We start from the raw sequence: 19,912 nt of genomic DNA on the forward strand, positions 1-19,912 counted from the left end.
CGGCGGCGGCCGTCCGGGGTTTTTCTTGGCTGATACCGGCCTTAACCGACTAGACCGCCATCCTCGCGCGTGATGGCAATGATCGCGGAACGTGGCACCGAGTCGCCGCCTTCTGGCCAATGGCTGTTGCCCTTTTCGCCGGGGTGCTGGATGCCCACGAACATGGTGCGACGATCCGGCGACCAACTCAGGCCGGTGACCTCACACTCATTCGGGCCAACCAGGAAGCGGCGGATTTCACCGGTGACCGGGTCACCTGCCAGCATCTGGTTGTTACCCTGACCAACAAAGTCGCCCTCGTTGGTGTAGTTGCCATCGGTCTGGATCCACAACAGGCCGTTGGTGTCAAACTTCAGGCCATCGGGCGAGTTGAACATGTTGTCGGCGTTCACGTTGTCGGACCCGCCATAGGCGTCCTGATGGACATTAGGGTTGCCCGCCAGAACATAGAGGTCCCAACCAAAGCCCGACGCGGTGTGATCGCCCCCTTCGGGACGCCAGCGCACGATCTGGCCATAATGGTTTTCGTTGCGCGGGTTCGGACCGTTGGCCGAGGTGTCATCACCCCCGGCATTGGGCTTCACGCCACGGTTCTTGTTGTTGGTAAGGCAGCAATAGACCTCTGGCGCGTTGGGGTTCGAGGCCACCCATTCCGGGCGATCCATTGTCGTCGCGCCAACTGCCGAGGCCGCCTGACGGGTATGGATGCTGATATCGGCCTGCGAGGGCATACCCGTAGTCTCGGGAGTCAACGCCAGCCATTCACCGCTGCCGTCCTCATTGAACTTTGCGACCGAAAGCGTGCCGTTTTCCAGCAACGCGTTGGTATCCACACCAGCGGCATAGACGCCGTCCGATACGAAACGATACAGGAACTCGCCCCGCTCATCATCGCCCATATAGACCACGACGCGGCCATCGTTGTTGACAACGGTATCGGCGTTCTCGTGCTTGAACCGGCCCAGAGCCGTCAGCTTTCGCGGGGCCGAGGTCGGATCAGATGGGTCGATTTCTACGACGTAACCGGCCCGGTTCGGCTCGTTGGGGTTTTTAGAGACGTCGAAGCGGTCGTCGATCTTGGCCCAGCCATAGCCCCGGTCTTTCGACGATAGGCCATAGCGCTTGAGTTCGGGGCTGACCTCGTGGTTTTCATCCTCGGCCGAGAAATACCCGTTAAAGTTCTCTTCACAGGCCAGATAGGTGCCCCATGGAGTCATGCCATTGCCGCAGTTGTTCCACGTGCCCTTCGCGACCGTGCCCGTGGGGTCAGCTACGGTTTTCATCAGATCGTGACCAGCAGCCGGACCCGTCACTGTCATTTCGGTCTGAGGTGTAACACGGCGGTTGTATGGGCTGTCTTTCACAATGCCCCATTTGCCGTCGGTATTCGCGATCTCGACCACAGTGACACCATGCGCCATCATACCCTTAGCGATGTCATCGTCAGAGGCGGGCTTGCCGTCAGGGTTGTTGCCCCAAAGAATGCCACGGTTTGTATATTCGTTGTTCACGACCAGCAGAACGTGACCGTCATGGAAGAATACATCCTGACCGTCGGTGTTGTCGCCAAAGGCCCGCTCCTGGCTAGCGGCGGTGCCACGAGTCGCGGGGTCGAACTCGGGCGCGTCGGACCACAGCGGGTCGCCCCAGCGCACCATCACCTCGGCCTTGTAGCCCGGCGGAACGATGACCTCATCAGCTGTCGAAACCGGGATAGCCTCGAACGAGAACCGGTCTGCTGCCGCGCGCGCGCCGGTGGGCACAAGCGAGCCGCCAACCGCAGCAAAGCTGCCCATTGCCAGAACACCGCCCATGAACCCGCGACGCGACAGGGCGTGTTCCACTACGCGATCAAAATCACATTCTTCCGGCGGAGGGTTTATGATTTCGTCAAGTTCATCAAAAGAAAGGGTGCGTTCGTCTTTCATGGTAAACTCCGTATCTGGCTGTAAGCTCGTAGAGAATCCCGTAGAGGGTTCCGCAGATGCCCTTCGCATCATCGTGTGAACGCTACGTGACAGACGCGTTAATTTCAATTTTGAATTCACTTGCACGTTGGCGACGCGCCGCCTAGGGTCAGACTAACTCGAAAAATCGGAGGGCGTTACGAATGGCGCCCAAGCGTCCCAAAGGTGCGGGCGCGTTCCCGAAGGCGGTCGAAAGCCCCGCGCCGGAAAGACCCGATCCAGATGCGTTGTATGCGGCGCTGGATCTGGGGACAAATAGCTGCCGCATGTTGATCGCCCAGCCCAAGGGCAGCGGGTTCCATGTGGTAGATAGTTTCTCCAAGTCCGTGCAGTTGGGTGCTGGGCTGGAGCGGACCGGACGGCTGTCGCGGGCGTCCATGTCGCGCACCGTTCAGGCGCTGCGCATCTGTCAGCAAAAGCTGAAACGCAACAAGGTCAGGCGGATGCGTCTGATCGCGACCGAGGCGTGCCGCCGCGCCAAGAACTCGCGCGATTTTATCCGGCAGGTGAAACGCGAAACCGGCCTGACGCTTGAGATCATTCAACCCGAAGAAGAAGCGCGTCTGGCGGTGATTTCCTGCGCGCCTCTGGTGTCGACCAAGACCGAGCAGTTGCTGGTCGTGGACATTGGCGGCGGCTCGACCGAGTTGGTCTGGATTGACATCTCGTCAGTCCCGCGCCGCGACCGCCCCGCTGCGATCATGCGGCTGCATGCTGGCTTTCACACTGCCGACAGCCCCTTTCCCGCGGCCAAGGTCGTGGATTGGATCAGCGTGCCCTTGGGCGTGGCAACGCTGCGCGATCAGTTCCACGATGTAGAAGACGACGCCGCCCGGTTTGCGCTAATGAGCTGGTTTTTCGAAGAAAACCTGGCCGATTTCGCCCCCTACAAGGACGAACAGGCCCGCGAGGGGTTTCAGATCGTCGGCACCAGCGGCACGGTGACGACGGTGGCCGCATCTCATCTGGGATTGAAGCGCTATGACCGGACCAAGGTCGACGGTTTGCGCATGACCAGCGATCAGATAGACAAGGTTATACGCGGGTATCTGGAACTCGGGCCCCATGGGCGGCGCCGGGACCCTCGGATCGGGGATGACCGGCAGGCGCTGATCATGTCCGGCTCGGCCATTTTGCAGGCATTGCTGCGCTGCTGGCCCACCGACCGCCTTTCAGTGGCGGACCGAGGGCTGCGCGAGGGTCTGCTTTATGCGCAGATGAGTGCGGACGGAGTGTTGGAAGACGGACCGTTCTGAGGGACCCCACCCGGAATGCCGCTGTCAACCATAGCCGTCGCGTACCGAACCTCGACCGCCGCAACCACAATTTGTGCGCTGGAAGCGGCGGAGTTCGACGTATTCTGCCCCGGGTTTCATATCGCCAACACCGTGCCACACTACACGTTGGGTATTGGTGGGATTGCCATCGCCGTTCCCGGTGCGCAGGCGCAGGAGGCACTGGAATTTCTGCACAGCTTCTCCCGGGCCGCCGCTGATCGGAGTACCATTCTTGCTTCGGCGATGAACGGTCTGGGCTGGCTGGCCTTTGGTGTTTCTTCTCCGTGGCCTGATTTGTTATTGAAGGACATGCCAACAGCATTGGCTTGATACCTTTTGAACGAGCCGGTAAAGGCCTCGCAGTCTTCAGGAGACCACCTCTATGGCCAAAACACCGACTGGCAAAAACACCTCGGGGCGCGGGCAGCGCGACCTGAAGGTCAAGGTGAAAACCGCCCGCGGGCGCAAGCTCAGTTCGACCCGTTGGTTGCAGCGGCAGTTGAATGACCCTTATGTCAAACGCGCGCAAGCCGAAGGCTATCGCGGGCGCGCGGCGTTCAAGATTCTGGAACTTGATGAAAAGTACCGCTTCCTCGTGCCGGGGGCCCGCGTGGTGGATCTAGGCTGCGCGCCGGGTGGCTGGTGTCAGGTCGCCGTCAAACGGGTCAATGCGCTGGGCGAGAAGTCCGGCAAGCGGATCGGTACGGTTTTGGGCATTGACCTGCAAGAGGTCGAACCGATCGCCGGGGCCGAAATTCACCAGTTGGATTTCATGGAAGACGACGCCGACGACAAGGTGAAAGAGTGGCTGGGCGGCAAGGCGGATGTGGTGATGTCCGACATGGCGGCGGCCTCATCCGGGCACAAGCAGACGGATCATTTGCGCATCATGTCCTTGTGCGAAACAGCGGCGTATTTCTCGTTCGACGTGCTTGAGGAAGGCGGCACGTTTGTCGCCAAAGTTCTCGCCGGAGGGGCCGAGGGCGATCTTCAAAAGTTGCTGAAACAGAAGTTCGAGAAGGTGGCGAATGTCAAACCACCCTCGTCCCGGTCGGACAGTTCCGAGAAATTCGTCGTAGCAACCGGGTTTCGCGGCTAGGCTTGACCATCCAGCGCGATCTGATCCCCGACCAGTCGCTGTTCCCGCAAGGATGCGGTGGCCATTCCTTGCAGCAGCAAAGCCTCGCCATGGTTCAGATCAACCGGTTTGCGCGCGCGCAGTTCCGCGACGCGTTGATCAAGTGAGACCGGCGCTTTTTGGGTCTTTGATGGGTCCGACATGGATCACCTTTCAGCAGCATTGGGTGAAAGGTTAACGTCGAAATCTGCCGGTAAGATGGCCCAAACCGGGCGCTTGCATGCCCGTTCAGGGGCCAAGCTGCGTTGAAAGCAGCTGCAGCGTCGGGTCGTCCGGCAGCCGCTCTATCCCTTCCTGCACGACCGCGCGCGCGGCATCCGGGCCGCGATTGATCTGCGCCAGTTGCACCAGCATCGGCCACGCCTCAGCCCGTTGCGGGTCGAGCGTTACCACTTCGCGGAACGCCTGCTCGGCCGCGGGCGCATTGCGGAAGGTCAGCGCCATCCCGCCCAGAACCAGATGCGTTTCGGGGAAATCGAGCCGGTTCGAGATCGCCCCTTGCCACTCAGCCATGCTTTGGCCCGCCAGAGCCTGTTGTTCCGGTGTGAGGGCCTGTGTCGGAACGTTCAGAAACTCTTTCGCCGCCGCGATCCGCACATTGCGCCTCGGGTCGGACAGCAAGGGTTCCAGCCGCCGCACCTGATCCGGCAGGCTGGCCTGCCGCTGCAACGGGGCCGCGTTTGCACGGATCAACGGATCTTCCTCGTCCAGCAACGGGGCGGTCGCTGCGGCGAGTTCGGGCGATCCGAAGGGCTGCAACAGGTAGGCCGCCGTCGCGCGGACGACACCGGGCTGCGAGGCATCGGTTGCGATTGCCAAAAGACCCTCGGGGCTGTCCAACTGGCCCGTCATCGCAGGGGCAAAAACAGACCCGTAACGCGGCCCCCGATGGTTGGAGATTGGAAACCACGCCTCGATCTTTCGGGCGGCCCAGTCCTGCGTTTCGCCCTGATGGCAATCGGTGCAGGCGTCCACGCCCAGCCCCAGATCGGGGCGTGGCACCCGGAAGCTGTGATCGTGCCGACCGTCCACGCCCATGTAAACCCGTTCGATCATATGGCAGCTTTTGCATTGCGCGCCCTCGCTGCCATCCGCGTGATGATGGTGGGCGGGAGTGTCGTAATCCTTCAATGTCAAAGACGAAAAGCCCGGATTACCCGCAGTGGAATGGCATTGCGTACACACTCCGTTTCCGTCCGCCTTCAGCGCGGCGCTGTGCGGCTCATGGCAATCCATGCAGCCGACGCCCTTGGCATACATCTTGGACTGCAGGAAAGAGCCGTAGACATACACCTCATCCAGAATCTGCCCGTCCGGGTGGTACAGACCGGGCCGCAGCAGGGCGAGGTTATAGCTATCGTGATACGGGGTTCCGGGCAGCGGGTTTCCGTCCTCATGCGCCTCACGGCGCGAGTGACATCCGGCGCATTGCTGGATTTCTGCCTCGGTCCGCCCCCTGCCCCAGTTCATTGTGAACCCATACTCGTCTACGCCTTCAGGCAGCTTCTCGCCTTCAACCCAATCAACATGCGCTGATCCGGGGCCGTGACAGGCCTCGCACCCGACCCCGATCTCGGCCTGCTGCGAGCGATAGGTCCGCGTGTCGGCACGGTAGTTTTTCTGGAATCCCGTGGCATGACACTCGGCGCAACGAGCGTTCCAGTTCTTGTAAGGACCGGTCCAGTGCAAACCGTCATCCGGTGGCAGGTCCTGATCCGGGTACAAATGAAACCATTGTCGCGCCTCAGTATCCCAGACCACGTCAAAGCTCTGCAACCGACCGGGTTCGGTTTCAAACAGATACTGCTGCAGAGGCTCCACCCCGACAACCGAATGCACCGTGTACTCGGTCGTCACGCCATCCTTTTCCATAACCTCTGCATGATAGTCCCCATCCTGCGTTCGAAACCTGACGGACATGCCGTCATGGTCAAACCCGGTGCCGTCGAAGTCGGCCAAAACCGACCCTTCGTTAACTTCCGTCCAGGCCAGCGCGTGATGCGATGAGGCCCAGGCCTCGGCTTCATCCTGATGGCAGTCAGCGCATTGATCCGAGCCCACATAGCTTGGTGCCTGCGCCAGGGCCGCTCCGGGCATCAGCCACATCGCAAGGGCGAGTGCTCTCATGGATCATACGCCTCGGACTGGTTGAGAAGATCCATCAAAGCCCCGTTATACTCGGCCCCAAGGATCAGGATCGCCGCGCAGAGATATAAGAAAATCAGCGCCGCCATCGCCCCTGCCAGCCCGGCATAGGTGGCGCTATAGGTGGCGAATTGGGCGATGTAGACGGAAAAACCCCACCCTCCGGCCCCCAACAGGGTCAGGGTCAGCAGAACGCCCGGCAGGATTTGCGTCAGCTTGTGGCGGCGGGTTGGCAGAATGAGATGCGCCAGAAATATCGTCCCGATGGGAACTGCCACGGTGAAGGTCCAGCGCAGGCGGTCGACCGACAACCAGTCCGACACATCCACATCGGTGTGCCGGGTCACCAACTGAGTGTAAACCGGCAGAACAACCTCGACCGCGGCGATCAACAGAATGCCAGCGCCGCCCAGAATGACCAACCCGATGCACAGCAGGCGCGTTTTCCAGAACGGCCAGCTATCGTAATCATGATAGGCCTGATTCATCGCCGCGCGTACGGCGGCGACCCCGTTCGAGGCAAAATAGACCGCAAGCAAGCCGCCCAAGGTGATCACGCCCGAGCCGGACTCGCTGAGCACCGCGCGCAGTTCAGAGACGATGGGGGTGGCAACGTCCTTGGGCCATGCGCCAAAGATCAACTCGATCAACTCGTCGGTCACGTATCCCTGCGACAGCGAACCTGCCAGCGCCACGGTGAACAGCACAAAGGGAAACAGCGCCATCATCATCGACATGGCGACATGGCTGCTCATGACAAAGCCGTTTTTGGCGTTGAACCGGAGAAAGGCCAGCCAGAACGCTTTGACAAAACGGCCTATCGGGGGATTCGCGGGTAAGGTCATATCCAAAGCCTACCGCGCCTGTCGGAAACAGATAACCCGTTTTGGATGAAAAACCCGCCCTCAAATACCTGACCGCATTGCATAAACCCACCGGCCTGTGCAGGATCGGCGCAGGCTGACCCGACACCGGGCAGTGCATTGGCGGCAACACAGGGCTTGGGATGACGTCCGATCAACACGACATACCGGATCAGCCAAGGCTCAAACTGCCGGTGGTGCGCGATACGTGCATCGTTGCCACGTTGGTCGTGCTGGGGCTCTATGCCGGGTCCGCCTTTTTGATCCCGCTGACGATGGCGCTGTTGATCAACGTGCTGATCATCGCGCTCAGCGACCGGGTGATCGCCCTGACGCGGGCCCCGGTCTGGCTGGCAAATATCGCGGGCGTCACCGTGGTTTTGGCCGGTTTGTTCATGATCATGTATATCCTTGGTAGCCAAGCCACACAGTTCGCGCGGGGCATCAATACCTATGAGAACCAGTTCGACGGTGCCGTTGACCGCGTGGCCGGGCTGATCGGCAATGACGTCACCAAATTCATCCGGGACAATCTGGTCAGCATCGACATGTCCTACGTCGCCCGGATTCTTCTGGGCAGCGCGACGTCCCTGCTGAACCATTTCTTCCTGATCAGCCTCTACGTCGCCTTTCTGATGGCCGAGCGTCTGGCTTTTCGCAAAAAGATTCAGTTGGCCGCCGGCAACCCGCAGACAGGGGCCGAGTTCGCATCCATGCTGGATGCGATTTCGTTCAGTCTGCAGCGCTATGTGGGCGTGAAGACCTTTATCAGCCTTGTCACTGCCGGGATCAGCTATGCCGTGTTCCGCGCGCTGGGGCTGGAATATGCCGAGACATGGGGCGTTCTGACCTTTGCGCTGAACTTCATCCCCTCAATCGGGTCCATCATCGCGGTGATCTTTCCGGCCATGATCGCGCTGGTACAGTTCGAAAGCGTGGGGCCGTTTCTGATCATCGTTCTGGGCTGCGGCACAATCCAGTTCGTGATTGGCAATTTTGTGGACCCCGCGCTGCTGGGCCGGTCGCTGAACATGTCCACCTTTCTGGTGATCCTGGCGCTGATGTTCTGGACCACGATCTGGGGCATGATCGGCGCGTTTCTGAGCGTGCCTTTGACCGTCTGTATCCTGATCGTGTTCAGCCACATCCCGGCGCTGCGCCCGATTGCGATCCTGATGTCTTTGGATGGTCGGTTGGGGGACGATAGCCGTCCAAAGTCCACCGACTGACCGATGCAGAGCCCACTGTTCATCGGATCGGAAATCTATCGCCACTCGACCTATGGATCGAAACATCCCCTTGCGATTCCCCGGGTTTCGACTGTCATCGACCTGTGCCGAGCGCAGGGATGGCTGACCCCTTCGAACTACCGCGTCAGCCCCCGTGCAAAGCCCGAAGCGCTGACCGCCTTTCACACGCCGGACTACATCGCTGCCTTGCAACAGGCCGAGAGGGATCAGGCGGTCTCTGACGAAACCCGCCAAAGATATGGGCTGGGCACCCTGTCAAACCCTGTGTTTACCGAGATGTTCCGACGCCCCGCCACCGCTGCCGGAGGGTCCATGCTGGCGGCCGAACTGATCCGGGACGGCGGCATCGTCTACAACCCGGCGGGCGGCACGCATCACGGTCTGGCGGACCGGGCCAGCGGGTTTTGCTATCTCAACGACCCGGTTCTGGCGATCCGGACCCTGTTGAATGCCGGGCTCGACCGCATCGTCTATGTGGACATTGATGCCCATCACTGCGACGGCGTCGAGGTCGCGTTTCGCGGCTCGACTCAGGTTCGTATGATCTCGGTCCACGAGACTCGCAGATGGCCCTTTTCCGGCACGCTTGAGGATGACGCCGAGGGGGCGGCGTTCAATCTGCCGGTCGAACGCAACCTGAATGACGATGAGTTCCACGCCATCCTCGACCAGTTGATCCTGCCCGCGACCGAGGGTTTCAACCCGCAGGCCATCGTCCTGCAATGCGGCGCGGATGCGGTGGCCGAGGACCCTTTGTCTCGCTTAACCCTTTCGAACAATGCCCACTGGAAGACCGTAGCCAGCCTGCGCGGTATGGCCCCCCGCTTTCTGGTGCTGGGTGGCGGAGGGTACAATCCGTGGTCTGTGGCAAGGCTGTGGAGCGGTGTCTGGGCGACCCTTAACGGGCTCGACATCCCTGACGTTCTAAACCCCGAGTCCCAATCCGTTCTGCGCGATCTGAAATGGAACCGCGCCGCAGGAAAACAGCCGCCCCGGCATTGGCATGAAACCCTGCGGGACGCTCCGAACCATGGGGAGGTCCGAGATCAAATCCGCGCTGATTTACAATTACTTGCGGAGCGCATGTAAATCGATTATCAAGTCTGGCAACTGGCGATCAGGGCACGTCTGTCTTTCAGACGGATACGGCCATAACCAAGCTCGATCAGGTCCATATCCGCAAGCCGGTGCAGGCTGCGATGAAGCGTGGGTTGCGAGACGGCAATCATCTGGGCCAGTTCCTCCTGTGGGATTATGATCCACCCCTCGGATTTCGGCCTGCATTCGTCCAGATGCAGCAGGCGCAGCACCAGCCTTTTCTCGGTCCCAGTCACGGCCAGATTCGCCAGAATACGCAGCGCGGTCTCCATATTTTCATGGGTCAGCGCGTAAAAATCCCGGATATAGTCGGGGTTTTGTTGGACAAGCTTGTTGATGCGTGTGTTCGGGAAAAACAGGGCCAGAGTATCCTGCGTAGCCACAACACTTATCAGCCTCAGAGCGCCAGCGAATAGGGCCAGATCGCCGATCCAGAACCCGGCCCCTTCGCGGTGCAGCACAAACTCTTGACCGTCATCCGCCGGGGCCTTGATCTGCACACCGCCACGCAGAACAGCGTAAATTCCGTTTGCGGGGTCCCCGTGATGATAAATCGCTTCACGCGCCGCAAAACTCTTGGAAATTCCGCAGTCTAGCAGGTCCTGCTGAAATGCCTTGGGCCGCTGGCTGAACCAGCCGCCCGCCTGCAAGAGTTTAAAATTATTGGATTTATCTAACATTAGTACTTTCCAATATCATCATTTGATGGGTTTTACATATCTAACATAGCCTAAGGTGAATGTATTCCAGCCCCCGGAAACAAACAGTTGGGCTGAATCGCTTTCCGGCCGTTTCAGTGTTTATCTACGCGGCCGCTATTTTCTTTAAGTCTTCGGGTCCTCCGACCCCTCTCTCAGATCAGGAGAAAACCATGTCACCACCCCGTTCGATTGCAGACCACTGGCGCAGCACCTTGCGTCGGTTCGCCGTGGCATCCGCCGCCGTTGTGCTGGCCCTGCCCGCCTGGGCTCAGGATCAGAAGCCGAACATCCTGGTGATCTGGGGCGACGATATCGGGCAATCCAATATCTCGGCCTACACGATGGGGTTGATGGGATATCAGACCCCGAACATCGACCGCGTCGCGAAAGAGGGCATGATTTTTACCGACTACTACGGCGAACAATCCTGCACCGCCGGTCGGTCGTCCTATATCATGGGCCAATCGGTGTTCAGAACCGGCCTGTCCAAAGTCGGCCTGCCCGGCGCCGATCTGGGTATGCAGGTCGAGGACCCGACCATCCCGGCGCTGTTGAAAGACCACGGGTATGTCACCGGCCAGTTTGGCAAGAATCACCTTGGCGACAAAGATGAGCATCTGCCGACAAATCACGGATTTGATGAGTTTTTCGGAAACCTCTATCACCTGAACGCAGAAGAAGAACCGGAAAACGAAGACTATCCGGGCGACGCCATCCTACCCGACGGTCGCACCTTCCGCGACGCGTACGGTCCCCGCGGTGTGATCAAATCCAGCGCCGGTGGTGAAATCGAAGACACCGGCCCGCTGACCAAGAAACGCATGGAAACGGTGGATGATGAAACCGTCGCTGCGGCCATCGACTTCATCACACGCGCGCATGAGCAGGGTCAGCCCTTCTATGTCTGGTGGAACGGCACGCGCATGCATTTCCGCACCCATGTGAAGGATGAGATGCGCGCGCAGGCCAATGAGATCGCTGGTCGTATCGCCGACGAGTACACCGCAGGTATGATCGAGCACGACATGCATGTGGGCCAGTTGCTGGACCTGCTGGATGAGTTGGGCATCGCCGACAACACGATCGTGCACTACTCCACAGACAACGGCCCGCATATGAACACCTGGCCGGATGCGGCGGCGACTCCGTTCTGGGGTGAAAAGAACACCAACTGGGAAGGCGGTTGGCGCGTTCCGTCCATGGTCCGCTGGCCCGGTCAGATCGAGGCGGGCTCTGTCACCAACGAGATCGTGCATCACATGGACTGGCTGCCTACCTACCTTGCCGTTGCCGGTGACCCGGACATCAAGGAAAAGCTGAAGGCTGGCTATAGTTCGGAAGGCATGGGCCGCGACTATAAGGTTCATCTGGATGGCTACAACATCCTGCCGCTGCTGACCGGAGAAACCACGGAGAGCCCGCGTCGTGAGATTTTCTATTTCTCCGACGATGGCGACCTGACAGCGCTGCGCTTCGATGACTGGAAGCTGATCTTCCTGGAACAGAAAGCCTGGGCCACCCTGCGTGCCTGGATCGAACCCTGGACCGAGCTGCGCATCCCGCTGATCATCAACCTGCGCCGCGACCCGTATGAACGGGCCTACAGGACCTCCAACACCTATTACGACTGGCTGTTGGACCGCGCCTATTTCCTGGTGCCTGCGCAGCAATATGTCGGCACGTTCCTGTCCACCTTCCAGGAATTCCCGCCGCGCCAGAAGGCAGCCAGCTTTAATCTGGAACAGGTGATGGAGAAGCTGAACACGCCGACAAATAACTGAGTTCGGCTCATGAGAAATCAAAGGGCCGCCAGTTGAACGGCGGCCCTTTTCAGATTGAGAATAAAGGGAATTTCCATGAAACACCTGATGCTTGCCGCCTTCGTTTCAGCAGCACCACTGACTTTGCTGGCGGACCCGTTGCCAAGTTGGACGGACTCAGGATCAAAAGAGCAAATCATCGCCTTTGTCGATACTGTGACGAACCCGGACAACGCCGACTACGTCACCCCTGCCGACCGGATCGCTGTTTTTGACAATGACGGCACGCTGTGGGCCGAGCAGCCGGTGTATTTCCAGTTTATTTTCGCCATGGATCGGTTGGCGGAGCTGGCGGAACAGGACCCCTCCATCCTGACAACCCCCGCTTTGAAGGCCGCAGCACAAGGCGACGTGGCAACGGTCTTGCAGGGCGGGCATGACGCGTTGATCGAAGTGGTGAATGCCTCGCACTCAAACTTCAGCGTCGACGATTTTCAGGCGGCCGTTGCCGAGTGGCTGGACTCAGCCCGCCACCCTGACACCAACCTGCCCTACAACCAGATGACCTATCAGCCGATGGCCGAACTGCTGCGCTATCTGCGCGATGAAGGGTTCAAGACCTATATCGTGTCCGGCGGTGGCCTGCATTTCATGCGGGTCTTTGCAGAAGATGCCTATGGTATCCCGCCCGAGCAAATCCTCGGCACCTATGGCACAACGACCTATGAGACAGTCGATGGTGTTCCCACGGTGGTCAAAGCGCCCGGCATCGCGTTTATCGACGACAAGGAAGGCAAGCCGATCAACATAGAACGCACCATTGGAAAACGCCCGATTCTGGCCGGGGGCAACTCGGACGGCGATTTTGCCATGATGGAGTGGACAACAGCCGGGGACGGCCCGCGTTTGGGCGTGCTGATCCATCACACGGATGCCGAGCGTGAATGGGCCTATGATCGCGAAAGTCCCATTGGCAAGCTGGTCGACGGGCTGGACAAGGGGCCTGATATGGGCTGGGTCATTGTGGATATGGCGCAGGACTGGTCTCGTATCTACACTGGTGGGAACTGAACCCCGCCGGAGTCGCCTAACCTCATGTGGACATTACTGGTTTCCACCTTCGTATTTGCCCTCTACGTCACTGCTGTAGTGTTCTCGATCCGCGCGGCGCAAACCGCGCGGACACCGCAGGGCGCGGTGGGTTGGGTGGTTTTCCTGATCTCTGCCCCGTTCTTTGGGGTGCCTCTGTACCTGTTTCTGGGCCATCACCGGTTTCGCGGCTATCGGATCGCCCGGCAGCACAGCGAGCAGGTTGTCGAGGGGATCAAAACTTTCGCCGACTACTCCAAGCCCGATCCGACCACCATGTCGATCAATCCCCGCCCGTTCGAGCTTTTGGCCCATCTGCCGGTCTCACGCGGGAACGGTGCCGAGTTGCTGATCGATGGACAAGCAACGTTCGACGCCATTTTCGAAGCCATCGAAGGCGCGAAGAACTACATCCTGGTCCAGTTCTACATCGTGCGCGACGATGCGCTGGGCAAAAAGATGCAGGACAAGCTGATCGAGGCGGCCAAGCGTGGCGTACATGTCAGGTTCATGACCGACGCAGTCGGCAGCTATGGCCTGCCGAACGCATATCTGGAAGCCATGCAGAACGCCGGGATCGACGTCGCGAACCCTCGGGACCAGCGCGGGCCGAATTTCCGGTTTCAGCTCAACTACCGGAACCACCGCAAGACTGTGATCGTTGACGGCGAAACCGGGTTTATCGGCGGGCACAATATTGGGGTCGAATACCTTGGACAGAGCCCGCGTTTTGGCCGCTGGCGCGACACCCATCTGAAAATGACCGGCCATATCGTTCGGCAATTGCAACTGATCTTTACCGAGGATTGGCACTGGGCCCATGACGAAGACCTGATCGACCATCTGGACTGGGCCGGCAGCGAATCCGATCAGGATATGAATGCCTTACTGGTTGCGACCGGCCCGGGGGATGAGACCGAAACCGGTGCCATGATGTTCTTTTCGGCCATTGCCGAAGCGAAAGAGAGGGTGTGGATCGCCTCACCCTATTTCGTTCCCGACATCGACATCATGACCGCCTTGCAGCACGCAGCGATGCGCGGTGTCGATGTGCGTATCCTCGTCCCCGAGGTCATCGACCACCGCCTGCCCTGGCTGGCCGCCTTTGCCTATTTCGACGAAATCCGCGACTGCGGCGCGCGGGTGTTTCGCTATACCGATGGCTTCATGCATCAAAAGGCATTCGTCATAGACAACACTCTGGCTGCAGTCGGGACCACCAACCTCGACAACCGGTCGTTCCGTCTGAATTTTGAGGCGATGGCCCTGTTCTTCGACGCTCGCGCTGCGCAGGCTGTGGAAAAGATGCTACTGACGGATTTCGAAGCCAGCTATGAACTGACCCATTCGCTGGACAAGCAGCCAAGGCATATCCGGTTCGGGGCCCCTCTGGCCCGTCTGTTCGCGCCCATTCTCTAGGAAAAGAAGTTTTCCTGAAACACGCGGGTCATCAGCGCCACCATATACGCGGTCGACAAGCCAAAGGCCAAAAGCCCCGCAACCGCCGCAAAAGACCCGAAGATGCGCAGCGCCTCACCCAGAACGATATCGCCATAACCAAGGGTCGTGAATGTCACTAGCGAGAAGTAGATCGCGGTGTTCCAATCCGGCAGAACCTCAAGCAGCACCCAGACAATCGCCCATATCCAGACCTGAATAGTGTGCGTCACCACGATAAACCCCAGCGCTATGGCAATTGGCCCGGCGGTGCCCACAAAGATACCGCGTTCAGCCCTTTTGGCCTCCATCTTCAGGATAACGACTGTGCACCAAGTCAGCAGCAAGATCTCGACGACAAAGCACAGGCCCAGAAAGACACTGCCGAGGAAGATTTGATTTGGCAATGTCATGTTTTTACGTCCTGAATTACGTTACGGGATGTTCCAAGCAGAATGACTGCTTGGGCCTTTGTGCACAAGTCTGATCCGCACCAAACCGATCTGCGGCGAATGGCACCGGGCGCATCTCTGCACTGGACACTCCGCCAACTTGTTGCACATCTTGCTAGGCAAGACGGGGCAGACCATGCTGTTGACAATCGACCGAGTTCAGAAATCCTATCCCGGCGGCCGGCCCGTTCTGCGTGACGTGTCGCTTACGCTGGATCAGGGTCAGACGCTGGCCCTGACCGGGGAGAGCGGCAGCGGCAAAAGCACCCTGCTGAACCTGACCGCCGCGCTGGACGGTTTTGACGGCGGCGAGATCACGCTGGATGGAACGCCTCTGTCCGCGCTCGACGATGCGGGCCGCGCTGCGTTACGGCGGCGCAGCGTTTCGCTGGTGTTCCAGCAGTTCAACCTGATCCCATCGCTAACAGTCGCGCAGAACCTCTCGTTTCATGCGCGGTTAGCGGCGTGTCCTGATCCTGAATGGGCCGCGCATCTGGCGGACAGGCTGGGTCTGACGGAATTACTGGATCGCTACCCCGAGACCCTTTCGGGCGGCCAGCAGCAACGCGTCGCGATAGGTCGCGCCATGGCCTCGCGCCCCAAACTGCTGCTGGCGGACGAGCCCACCGGCAATCTGGACGAAACCGCCAGCGCCAACGTTCTGGACCTGATGCTGTCGCTTGTGGCCGATACCGGGGCCGCGCTGCTGCTGGTAACGCACTCGCAGGATATCGCAGTGCGACTTGACCGCAGGGTGCATCTGTCAGGCGGGCATGTTCAATGACCGCTGCAGTCGTGCAGGCGTTGCTGTCGCATTGGTGGGCGCATCGCCTGCAACTGGCGACACTGCTGATCGGTATCGCGCTGGCGACCGGGCTTTGGTCTGCGGTTCAGGCCATCAATGCCGAGGCCCGCGCCAGCTATGCACGGGCCAACGCCCAGCTTGCATTCGGCCAGTTTGACGAGCTGCGCGACCCCTCGGGCCCGATCCCCCTGTCGCGATACATCGACCTGCGCCGCGCAGGCTGGCAGGTCGCTGCCGTACTTGAGGGCCGGTATCGTGTAGGTGGGCGGACCCTGCGCCTGATGGGCGTGGACCTTGTGACCTTTCCCGCCCTGCCCGCCGTCACTGAAACGGAGCAAAGCGCAAACCCGCCCGGCCCAGCCGACATCCTGACCGCGCCGGGTCGTCTTTTGGTGTCCCCAGACCTTGAGCCGTTTCTTCGCGATCAGGAGGACATGCCACCGATCCTGACCACCTCGGCCCTGCCATCCGACATTATCTTGACGGATATCGGCGTTGCCGAAGTCTTGCTGAACCGGCCAGAAGAAATTTCACGGCTGGTCGTGCTGCCCGATCAACCGCGCAGCCTGCCCCCTCTATCCCAGATCGCGCCCGAGTTGGAGCGGATCAGCCCAACCGCTCAGGTGGATACGGCGCAATTGACCGATAGTTTTCACTTGAACCTGACGGCCTTTGGCTTGCTGTCCTTCGCGGTCGGACTGTTCATTGTAAACGGCACCGTCGGTCTGGCCTTTGCCCAGCGTCGCGGCATGATCCGAACGCTGCGCGCGCTGGGTGTCTCGATGCGGCGGCTGGTCTGGTTGATCCTGGCGGAACTGACCCTGCTGGCGCTGATCGGCGGGATACTGGGCCTGATCATCGGCTTCTTCCTTGCCGGAGCCCTGCTTCCCGATGTCGCCGCCACCCTGCGTGGCCTCTACGGCGCGCCCGTAAATGGCGAGCTGTCACTGCAACCGCGATGGGCGGCGGCTGGTCTTTTCATGGCCGTTGCGGGTACCCTGCTGGCCAGCGGGCACGCCCTCTGGCGGTTGTCCCGTATGCCGCTTCTAACCGGGCCGGGCCTGCAGGCCTGGCAAGGCAATGTGGTCGCTCGGGGCCTAACCGGGATCGCGGGCCTTGCTTTGATCACGGGTGGCGTGATCGCATATGTCAGTGTCGGAGGGCTACTTGCCGGTTTCGCCCTATTGGCCGGACTTCTGACCGGCGCGGCGCTGCTTTTACCCGTCTTCCTATCCTTTGCTCTGTCCATTTGCGCGCGCACCGCAAAAGGGCCGGTTGCGCAATGGGTCTGGGCTGACATGCGGGCTCAGCTACCGGGGCTTTCGCTGGCCCTCATGGCGCTGCTTCTGGCGCTTGCGGCCAATATCGGCGTGGGAACGATGGTGTCCAGCTTTCGCCTCACCTTCGTCGGCTGGCTGGACCAGCGCCTGACCGCAGAACTGTATGTAACCGCAGAGGACGCGCAACAAAGCCGCGAGATATCCGAGTGGCTACGCCCGCAAGTCGACGCGGTCCTGCCAATCCGAAACGTGGAACTGACCCACGAGTCCGGCCCGCTGTTTCTGTACGGTGTCGTCGATGACCCTGTCTACCGTCAACACTGGCCCCTGATCGCATCGTCTACGGACGTCTGGGATCAGGTCATGACCGGCAGCGCCGTTCTGATCAACGAACAACTCGCCCGCCGCGCCGATCTTTGGCCCGGCGATAGTCTAACCCTTGGCAATGGCCATACCCTTTCAATCACCGGGGTCTATTCCGATTACGGAAACCCCACCGGGCAGGCCATCGTCTCGATGTCGCAACTGGACCGGATCGTCCCCGGGACCGAGGCCCGGCGTTTCGGTATTCGGATGGACCCGGCCAAAGCAACCGAGATGGCGCAGACGTTAAGGGAGCGTTTCGCCCTGCCCCGTCAGGCCGTGATCCAGCAGGCGGCGATGAAGGCGCAATCGATGGCGATCTTCGAGAAGACCTTTGTCGTCACCTCGGCCCTGAACGTGCTGACGCTTGGGGTGGCGGGCTTTGCCATTCTCACCAGCCTGCTGATATTGTGGACCCAACGCCTACCGCAGATCGCGCCGGTCTGGGCGCTGGGGCTGAACCGGGCGAAACTGGCGCAGCTCGAACTGTTGCGCAGTGTGTTGCTGGCCGCACTAACCGCCTGTCTGGCCCTGCCCTTGGGATTGGTGCTGGCCTGGGTGCTGCTGGCGGTTGTCAACGTACAGGCCTTTGGCTGGCGCTTGCCGATGTACGTCTTCCCGTGGGACTGGCTCTACCTGTTCCTTCTGACCCTTCTTGCCGCGCTGATCGCCGCCGCCCTGCCTGCGTTGCGATTGCTGCGCCTCCCACCAGCGGATTTGCTGAGAGTGTTTGCCAATGAACGTTAAAACCATCCTAACGGCATTGTTGCTTCTGCTCCCGGTCGCAGGCTGGGCGCAAGGATATGCCGATCTCGGAGGCTCGGCCGAAGGGTTCGCCATCCCTCAACGAGGCTATCAGTTCGACTTCCCTGCAGATCACGGGCCACACCCGACCTATCGGATCGAATGGTGGTACCTGACTGCAAACTTGCAAGACGAAGACGGGCGCGACTATGGCATTCAGTGGACCCTGTTCCGCTCTGCTCTGAAGCCCGAGGAAACGCAGGGCTGGCAAAGCCCACAACTCTGGATGGGACACGCGGCGCTGACAACGCCGGAAACCCACTATTTCGCCGAACGCCTATCGCGTGGCGGCATCGGTCAGGCCGGTGTCACCGCCACCCCGTTCGAGGCCTGGATCGACGAATGGCGCATGGCGGGTCCGGATTTCGACACCCTGACTCTGACCGCAAACGGCGAGGACTTTGGTTACGACCTGTCGCTAAAGGCCCAAGGCCCCCTGGTCTTTCACGGCGATGCCGGGTTTTCGGTGAAATCCGCCGATGGTCAGGCCAGTTACTACTATTCGCAACCGTCCTACGCCGTCGAAGGTGTCCTGCATCTGCCCCAAGGCGATGTCACCGTCACCGGCAATGGCTGGCTCGACCGCGAATGGTCCTCGCAGCCTTTGGCCGGGGACCAAAGTGGCTGGGACTGGTTCTCGCTGAGTTTCGAGGGTGGAGACAAGCTGATGGCCTTTCGCCTTCGCGGCGGGCGGGGGGATTTCACAGCGGCCACATGGATCAGCGCTGACGGCAGTGCGGCCGCCCTGCCCGATGGCTCAGCGCGTTTCACGCCGCTTGAAACCGCCCGCGTCGCCGGGCGGGATATCCCGGTGCAATGGCGTGTCTCTCTACCGGATCGCAGTCTGGATGTCGAAGTGTCCGCCCTCACGCCAGACGCATGGATGGCGACCCGTTTCGAGTATTGGGAAGGCCCGGTTACTGTGTCCGGTTCACATCAGGGGCGCGGCTATCTAGAGATGACCGGGTACTGAGCTCCTACCTGACGACATAGACGGACACTTGGGAGTGTCTGACCACGCGGGCGGCGTTTGGGCCTAGTAGGTAGTCTTTGAGGTCTGGTTTATGGGCGCCGATGACGATGAGGTCGCTGCCGGCTTCCTGGGCGGTGTGCAGGATTTGCTGGTAGGCGGTGCCGGTGGCGACGACGTGGCGGATCTGGGTGTTACGTTCGGTTCCCAGCGCGGTCTCGCACAGGGCGACCAGCTTGGTGTGGGCCTGTTCCAGCGCCTTTTCGTGGAAACTGGCGTCGAAAAACCCCGATACCCAGCTTTCGCCAAAATCGGGCAGCACGGTCACCACATCCAGCTGCGCGCCGTCCAGATCGGCCAGTTGGGCCGCGCGCTGCAACACGCCCGCATCCAGATCATCATTGCTGATATCCACGGCGCAGAGGACGGATTTGGTCATGGTGTTACCTCTTGGTCGGTGGTGCGGGCGGCGCGGCCCTTTTGCAGGAAGGCGATGAGGCCCAGAAGCAGCAG

General features: G+C 60.3%; 18 protein-coding genes. 11 read left to right on the forward strand and 7 right to left on the reverse strand.

The window, feature by feature from the left end; genetic code table 11:
• Nucleotides 1-41 precede the first annotated feature (41 nt).
• Nucleotides 42-1,928: a PhoX family protein gene (locus ACR0NJ_RS20760; protein WP_480818994.1), complete on the reverse strand. Its 1,887-nt coding sequence runs from the start codon at nt 1,926-1,928 to the stop codon at nt 42-44.
• A gap of 182 nt (nt 1,929-2,110) precedes the next feature.
• Between ACR0NJ_RS20760 and ACR0NJ_RS20765 the strand changes: the two genes are divergently transcribed.
• The 3 genes from ACR0NJ_RS20765 to ACR0NJ_RS20775 are packed head-to-tail and all read left to right on the forward strand — an operon-like array spanning nt 2,111 to nt 4,343.
• Nucleotides 2,111-3,223, forward strand: a complete 1,113-nt coding sequence (locus ACR0NJ_RS20765; protein WP_480818995.1) for a Ppx/GppA phosphatase family protein — start codon at nt 2,111-2,113, stop codon at nt 3,221-3,223.
• Nucleotides 3,224-3,238: 15 nt separating this feature from the next.
• Complete coding sequence (locus ACR0NJ_RS20770) at nt 3,239-3,574, forward strand: hypothetical protein (protein WP_480818996.1); 336 nt, start codon at nt 3,239-3,241, stop codon at nt 3,572-3,574.
• Nucleotides 3,575-3,626: 52 nt separating this feature from the next.
• Complete coding sequence (locus ACR0NJ_RS20775) at nt 3,627-4,343, forward strand: RlmE family RNA methyltransferase (protein ID WP_480818997.1); 717 nt, start codon at nt 3,627-3,629, stop codon at nt 4,341-4,343.
• On the opposite strand, the gene ACR0NJ_RS20780 is transcribed toward ACR0NJ_RS20775, so the two are convergent.
• The 3 genes from ACR0NJ_RS20780 to ACR0NJ_RS20790 form a co-directional block, all read right to left on the reverse strand.
• Nucleotides 4,340-4,525, reverse strand: coding sequence for a hypothetical protein (locus tag ACR0NJ_RS20780; protein ID WP_480818998.1), 186 nt, complete (start codon nt 4,523-4,525; stop codon nt 4,340-4,342). The genes ACR0NJ_RS20775 and ACR0NJ_RS20780 overlap by 4 nt on opposite strands.
• A gap of 85 nt (nt 4,526-4,610) precedes the next feature.
• The gene (locus tag ACR0NJ_RS20785; protein WP_480818999.1) at nt 4,611-6,509 is read right to left on the reverse strand and encodes a cytochrome c3 family protein; all 1,899 of its coding nucleotides are present in this window, start codon (nt 6,507-6,509) and stop codon (nt 4,611-4,613) included.
• Entirely contained in the window at nt 6,506-7,372 is an 867-nt protein-coding gene (locus ACR0NJ_RS20790; protein WP_480819000.1) for a YihY/virulence factor BrkB family protein, read from the reverse strand. The genes ACR0NJ_RS20785 and ACR0NJ_RS20790 overlap by 4 nt, the downstream gene beginning before the upstream one ends.
• Nucleotides 7,373-7,533: 161 nt before the next feature.
• Here ACR0NJ_RS20790 and ACR0NJ_RS20795 point away from each other — a divergent pair, with 161 nt between their 5' ends.
• Both ACR0NJ_RS20795 and ACR0NJ_RS20800 read left to right on the forward strand, forming a co-directional pair.
• Nucleotides 7,534-8,619 (forward strand): AI-2E family transporter, encoded by a 1,086-nt coding sequence (locus ACR0NJ_RS20795; RefSeq protein ID WP_480819001.1) that lies wholly within the window; start codon nt 7,534-7,536, stop codon nt 8,617-8,619.
• Between the two features lie 3 nt (nt 8,620-8,622).
• Nucleotides 8,623-9,729, forward strand: coding sequence for an acetoin utilization protein AcuC (locus tag ACR0NJ_RS20800; protein WP_480819002.1), 1,107 nt, complete (start codon nt 8,623-8,625; stop codon nt 9,727-9,729).
• 8 nt (nt 9,730-9,737) lie between these two features.
• On the opposite strand, the gene ACR0NJ_RS20805 is transcribed toward ACR0NJ_RS20800, so the two are convergent.
• Nucleotides 9,738-10,418, reverse strand: coding sequence for a Crp/Fnr family transcriptional regulator (locus tag ACR0NJ_RS20805; RefSeq protein WP_480819003.1), 681 nt, complete (start codon nt 10,416-10,418; stop codon nt 9,738-9,740).
• A gap of 191 nt (nt 10,419-10,609) precedes the next feature.
• Between ACR0NJ_RS20805 and ACR0NJ_RS20810 the strand changes: the two genes are divergently transcribed.
• The 3 genes from ACR0NJ_RS20810 (at nt 10,610) to cls (ending at nt 14,707) form a co-directional block, all read left to right on the forward strand.
• Nucleotides 10,610-12,220 carry an arylsulfatase gene (locus ACR0NJ_RS20810; RefSeq protein ID WP_480819004.1) on the forward strand — a complete coding sequence of 537 codons (1,611 nt, stop codon included), beginning with the start codon at nt 10,610-10,612 and terminating at the stop codon, nt 12,218-12,220.
• A 75-nt stretch (nt 12,221-12,295) separates the two neighbouring features.
• Nucleotides 12,296-13,270: an HAD family hydrolase gene (locus tag ACR0NJ_RS20815; protein ID WP_480819005.1), complete on the forward strand. Its 975-nt coding sequence runs from the start codon at nt 12,296-12,298 to the stop codon at nt 13,268-13,270.
• 24 nt (nt 13,271-13,294) lie between these two features.
• Entirely contained in the window at nt 13,295-14,707 is a 1,413-nt protein-coding gene (cls, locus tag ACR0NJ_RS20820) for a cardiolipin synthase (protein ID WP_480819006.1), read from the forward strand.
• On the opposite strand, the gene ACR0NJ_RS20825 is transcribed toward cls, so the two are convergent.
• Complete coding sequence (locus ACR0NJ_RS20825) at nt 14,704-15,138, reverse strand: ion channel (RefSeq protein ID WP_480819007.1); 435 nt, start codon at nt 15,136-15,138, stop codon at nt 14,704-14,706. The two genes, cls and ACR0NJ_RS20825, sit on opposite strands and share 4 nt — an antisense overlap.
• A gap of 175 nt (nt 15,139-15,313) precedes the next feature.
• Here ACR0NJ_RS20825 and ACR0NJ_RS20830 point away from each other — a divergent pair, with 175 nt between their 5' ends.
• Genes ACR0NJ_RS20830 through ACR0NJ_RS20840 form a run of 3 tightly spaced genes read left to right on the forward strand, consistent with a single transcriptional unit; the run spans nt 15,314 to nt 19,402 of the window.
• Nucleotides 15,314-15,961, forward strand: a complete 648-nt coding sequence (locus ACR0NJ_RS20830) for an ABC transporter ATP-binding protein (protein ID WP_480819008.1) — start codon at nt 15,314-15,316, stop codon at nt 15,959-15,961.
• Nucleotides 15,958-18,372, forward strand: a complete 2,415-nt coding sequence (locus ACR0NJ_RS20835; RefSeq protein WP_480819009.1) for an FtsX-like permease family protein — start codon at nt 15,958-15,960, stop codon at nt 18,370-18,372. Before ACR0NJ_RS20830 ends, ACR0NJ_RS20835 begins: the two co-directional genes overlap by 4 nt.
• Complete coding sequence (locus ACR0NJ_RS20840) at nt 18,362-19,402, forward strand: lipocalin-like domain-containing protein (RefSeq protein ID WP_480819010.1); 1,041 nt, start codon at nt 18,362-18,364, stop codon at nt 19,400-19,402. Before ACR0NJ_RS20835 ends, ACR0NJ_RS20840 begins: the two co-directional genes overlap by 11 nt.
• Nucleotides 19,403-19,406: 4 nt before the next feature.
• On the opposite strand, the gene ACR0NJ_RS20845 is transcribed toward ACR0NJ_RS20840, so the two are convergent.
• Nucleotides 19,407-19,838 carry a universal stress protein gene (locus ACR0NJ_RS20845; protein ID WP_480819011.1) on the reverse strand — a complete coding sequence of 144 codons (432 nt, stop codon included), beginning with the start codon at nt 19,836-19,838 and terminating at the stop codon, nt 19,407-19,409.
• Nucleotides 19,839-19,912 lie beyond the last annotated feature (74 nt).

The sequence above is a fragment of the Ruegeria sp. F11 genome (assembly GCF_056533855.1).

Bases quoted from the DNA above. Each gene is read 5' to 3' on its own strand.
- ACR0NJ_RS20780 (WP_480818998.1), bottom strand. From the start codon at position 4,525: ATGTCGGACCCATCAAAGACCCAAAAAGCGCCGGTCTCACTTGATCAA.
- ACR0NJ_RS20805 (WP_480819003.1), bottom strand. From the start codon at position 10,418: ATGTTAGATAAATCCAATAATTTTAAACTCTTGCAGGCGGGCGGCTGG.
- ACR0NJ_RS20835 (WP_480819009.1), top strand. From the start codon at position 15,958: ATGACCGCTGCAGTCGTGCAGGCGTTGCTGTCGCATTGGTGGGCGCAT.
- ACR0NJ_RS20815 (WP_480819005.1), top strand. From the start codon at position 12,296: ATGAAACACCTGATGCTTGCCGCCTTCGTTTCAGCAGCACCACTGACT.
- ACR0NJ_RS20775 (WP_480818997.1), top strand. From the start codon at position 3,627: ATGGCCAAAACACCGACTGGCAAAAACACCTCGGGGCGCGGGCAGCGC.
- ACR0NJ_RS20845 (WP_480819011.1), bottom strand. From the start codon at position 19,838: ATGACCAAATCCGTCCTCTGCGCCGTGGATATCAGCAATGATGATCTG.
- ACR0NJ_RS20765 (WP_480818995.1), top strand. From the start codon at position 2,111: ATGGCGCCCAAGCGTCCCAAAGGTGCGGGCGCGTTCCCGAAGGCGGTC.
- ACR0NJ_RS20830 (WP_480819008.1), top strand. From the start codon at position 15,314: ATGCTGTTGACAATCGACCGAGTTCAGAAATCCTATCCCGGCGGCCGG.
- ACR0NJ_RS20790 (WP_480819000.1), bottom strand. From the start codon at position 7,372: ATGACCTTACCCGCGAATCCCCCGATAGGCCGTTTTGTCAAAGCGTTC.
- ACR0NJ_RS20785 (WP_480818999.1), bottom strand. From the start codon at position 6,509: ATGAGAGCACTCGCCCTTGCGATGTGGCTGATGCCCGGAGCGGCCCTG.
- ACR0NJ_RS20770 (WP_480818996.1), top strand. From the start codon at position 3,239: ATGCCGCTGTCAACCATAGCCGTCGCGTACCGAACCTCGACCGCCGCA.
- ACR0NJ_RS20795 (WP_480819001.1), top strand. From the start codon at position 7,534: ATGACGTCCGATCAACACGACATACCGGATCAGCCAAGGCTCAAACTG.
- ACR0NJ_RS20810 (WP_480819004.1), top strand. From the start codon at position 10,610: ATGTCACCACCCCGTTCGATTGCAGACCACTGGCGCAGCACCTTGCGT.
- ACR0NJ_RS20800 (WP_480819002.1), top strand. From the start codon at position 8,623: ATGCAGAGCCCACTGTTCATCGGATCGGAAATCTATCGCCACTCGACC.
- ACR0NJ_RS20825 (WP_480819007.1), bottom strand. From the start codon at position 15,138: ATGACATTGCCAAATCAAATCTTCCTCGGCAGTGTCTTTCTGGGCCTG.
- cls (WP_480819006.1), top strand. From the start codon at position 13,295: ATGTGGACATTACTGGTTTCCACCTTCGTATTTGCCCTCTACGTCACT.
- ACR0NJ_RS20840 (WP_480819010.1), top strand. From the start codon at position 18,362: ATGAACGTTAAAACCATCCTAACGGCATTGTTGCTTCTGCTCCCGGTC.
- ACR0NJ_RS20760 (WP_480818994.1), bottom strand. From the start codon at position 1,928: ATGAAAGACGAACGCACCCTTTCTTTTGATGAACTTGACGAAATCATA.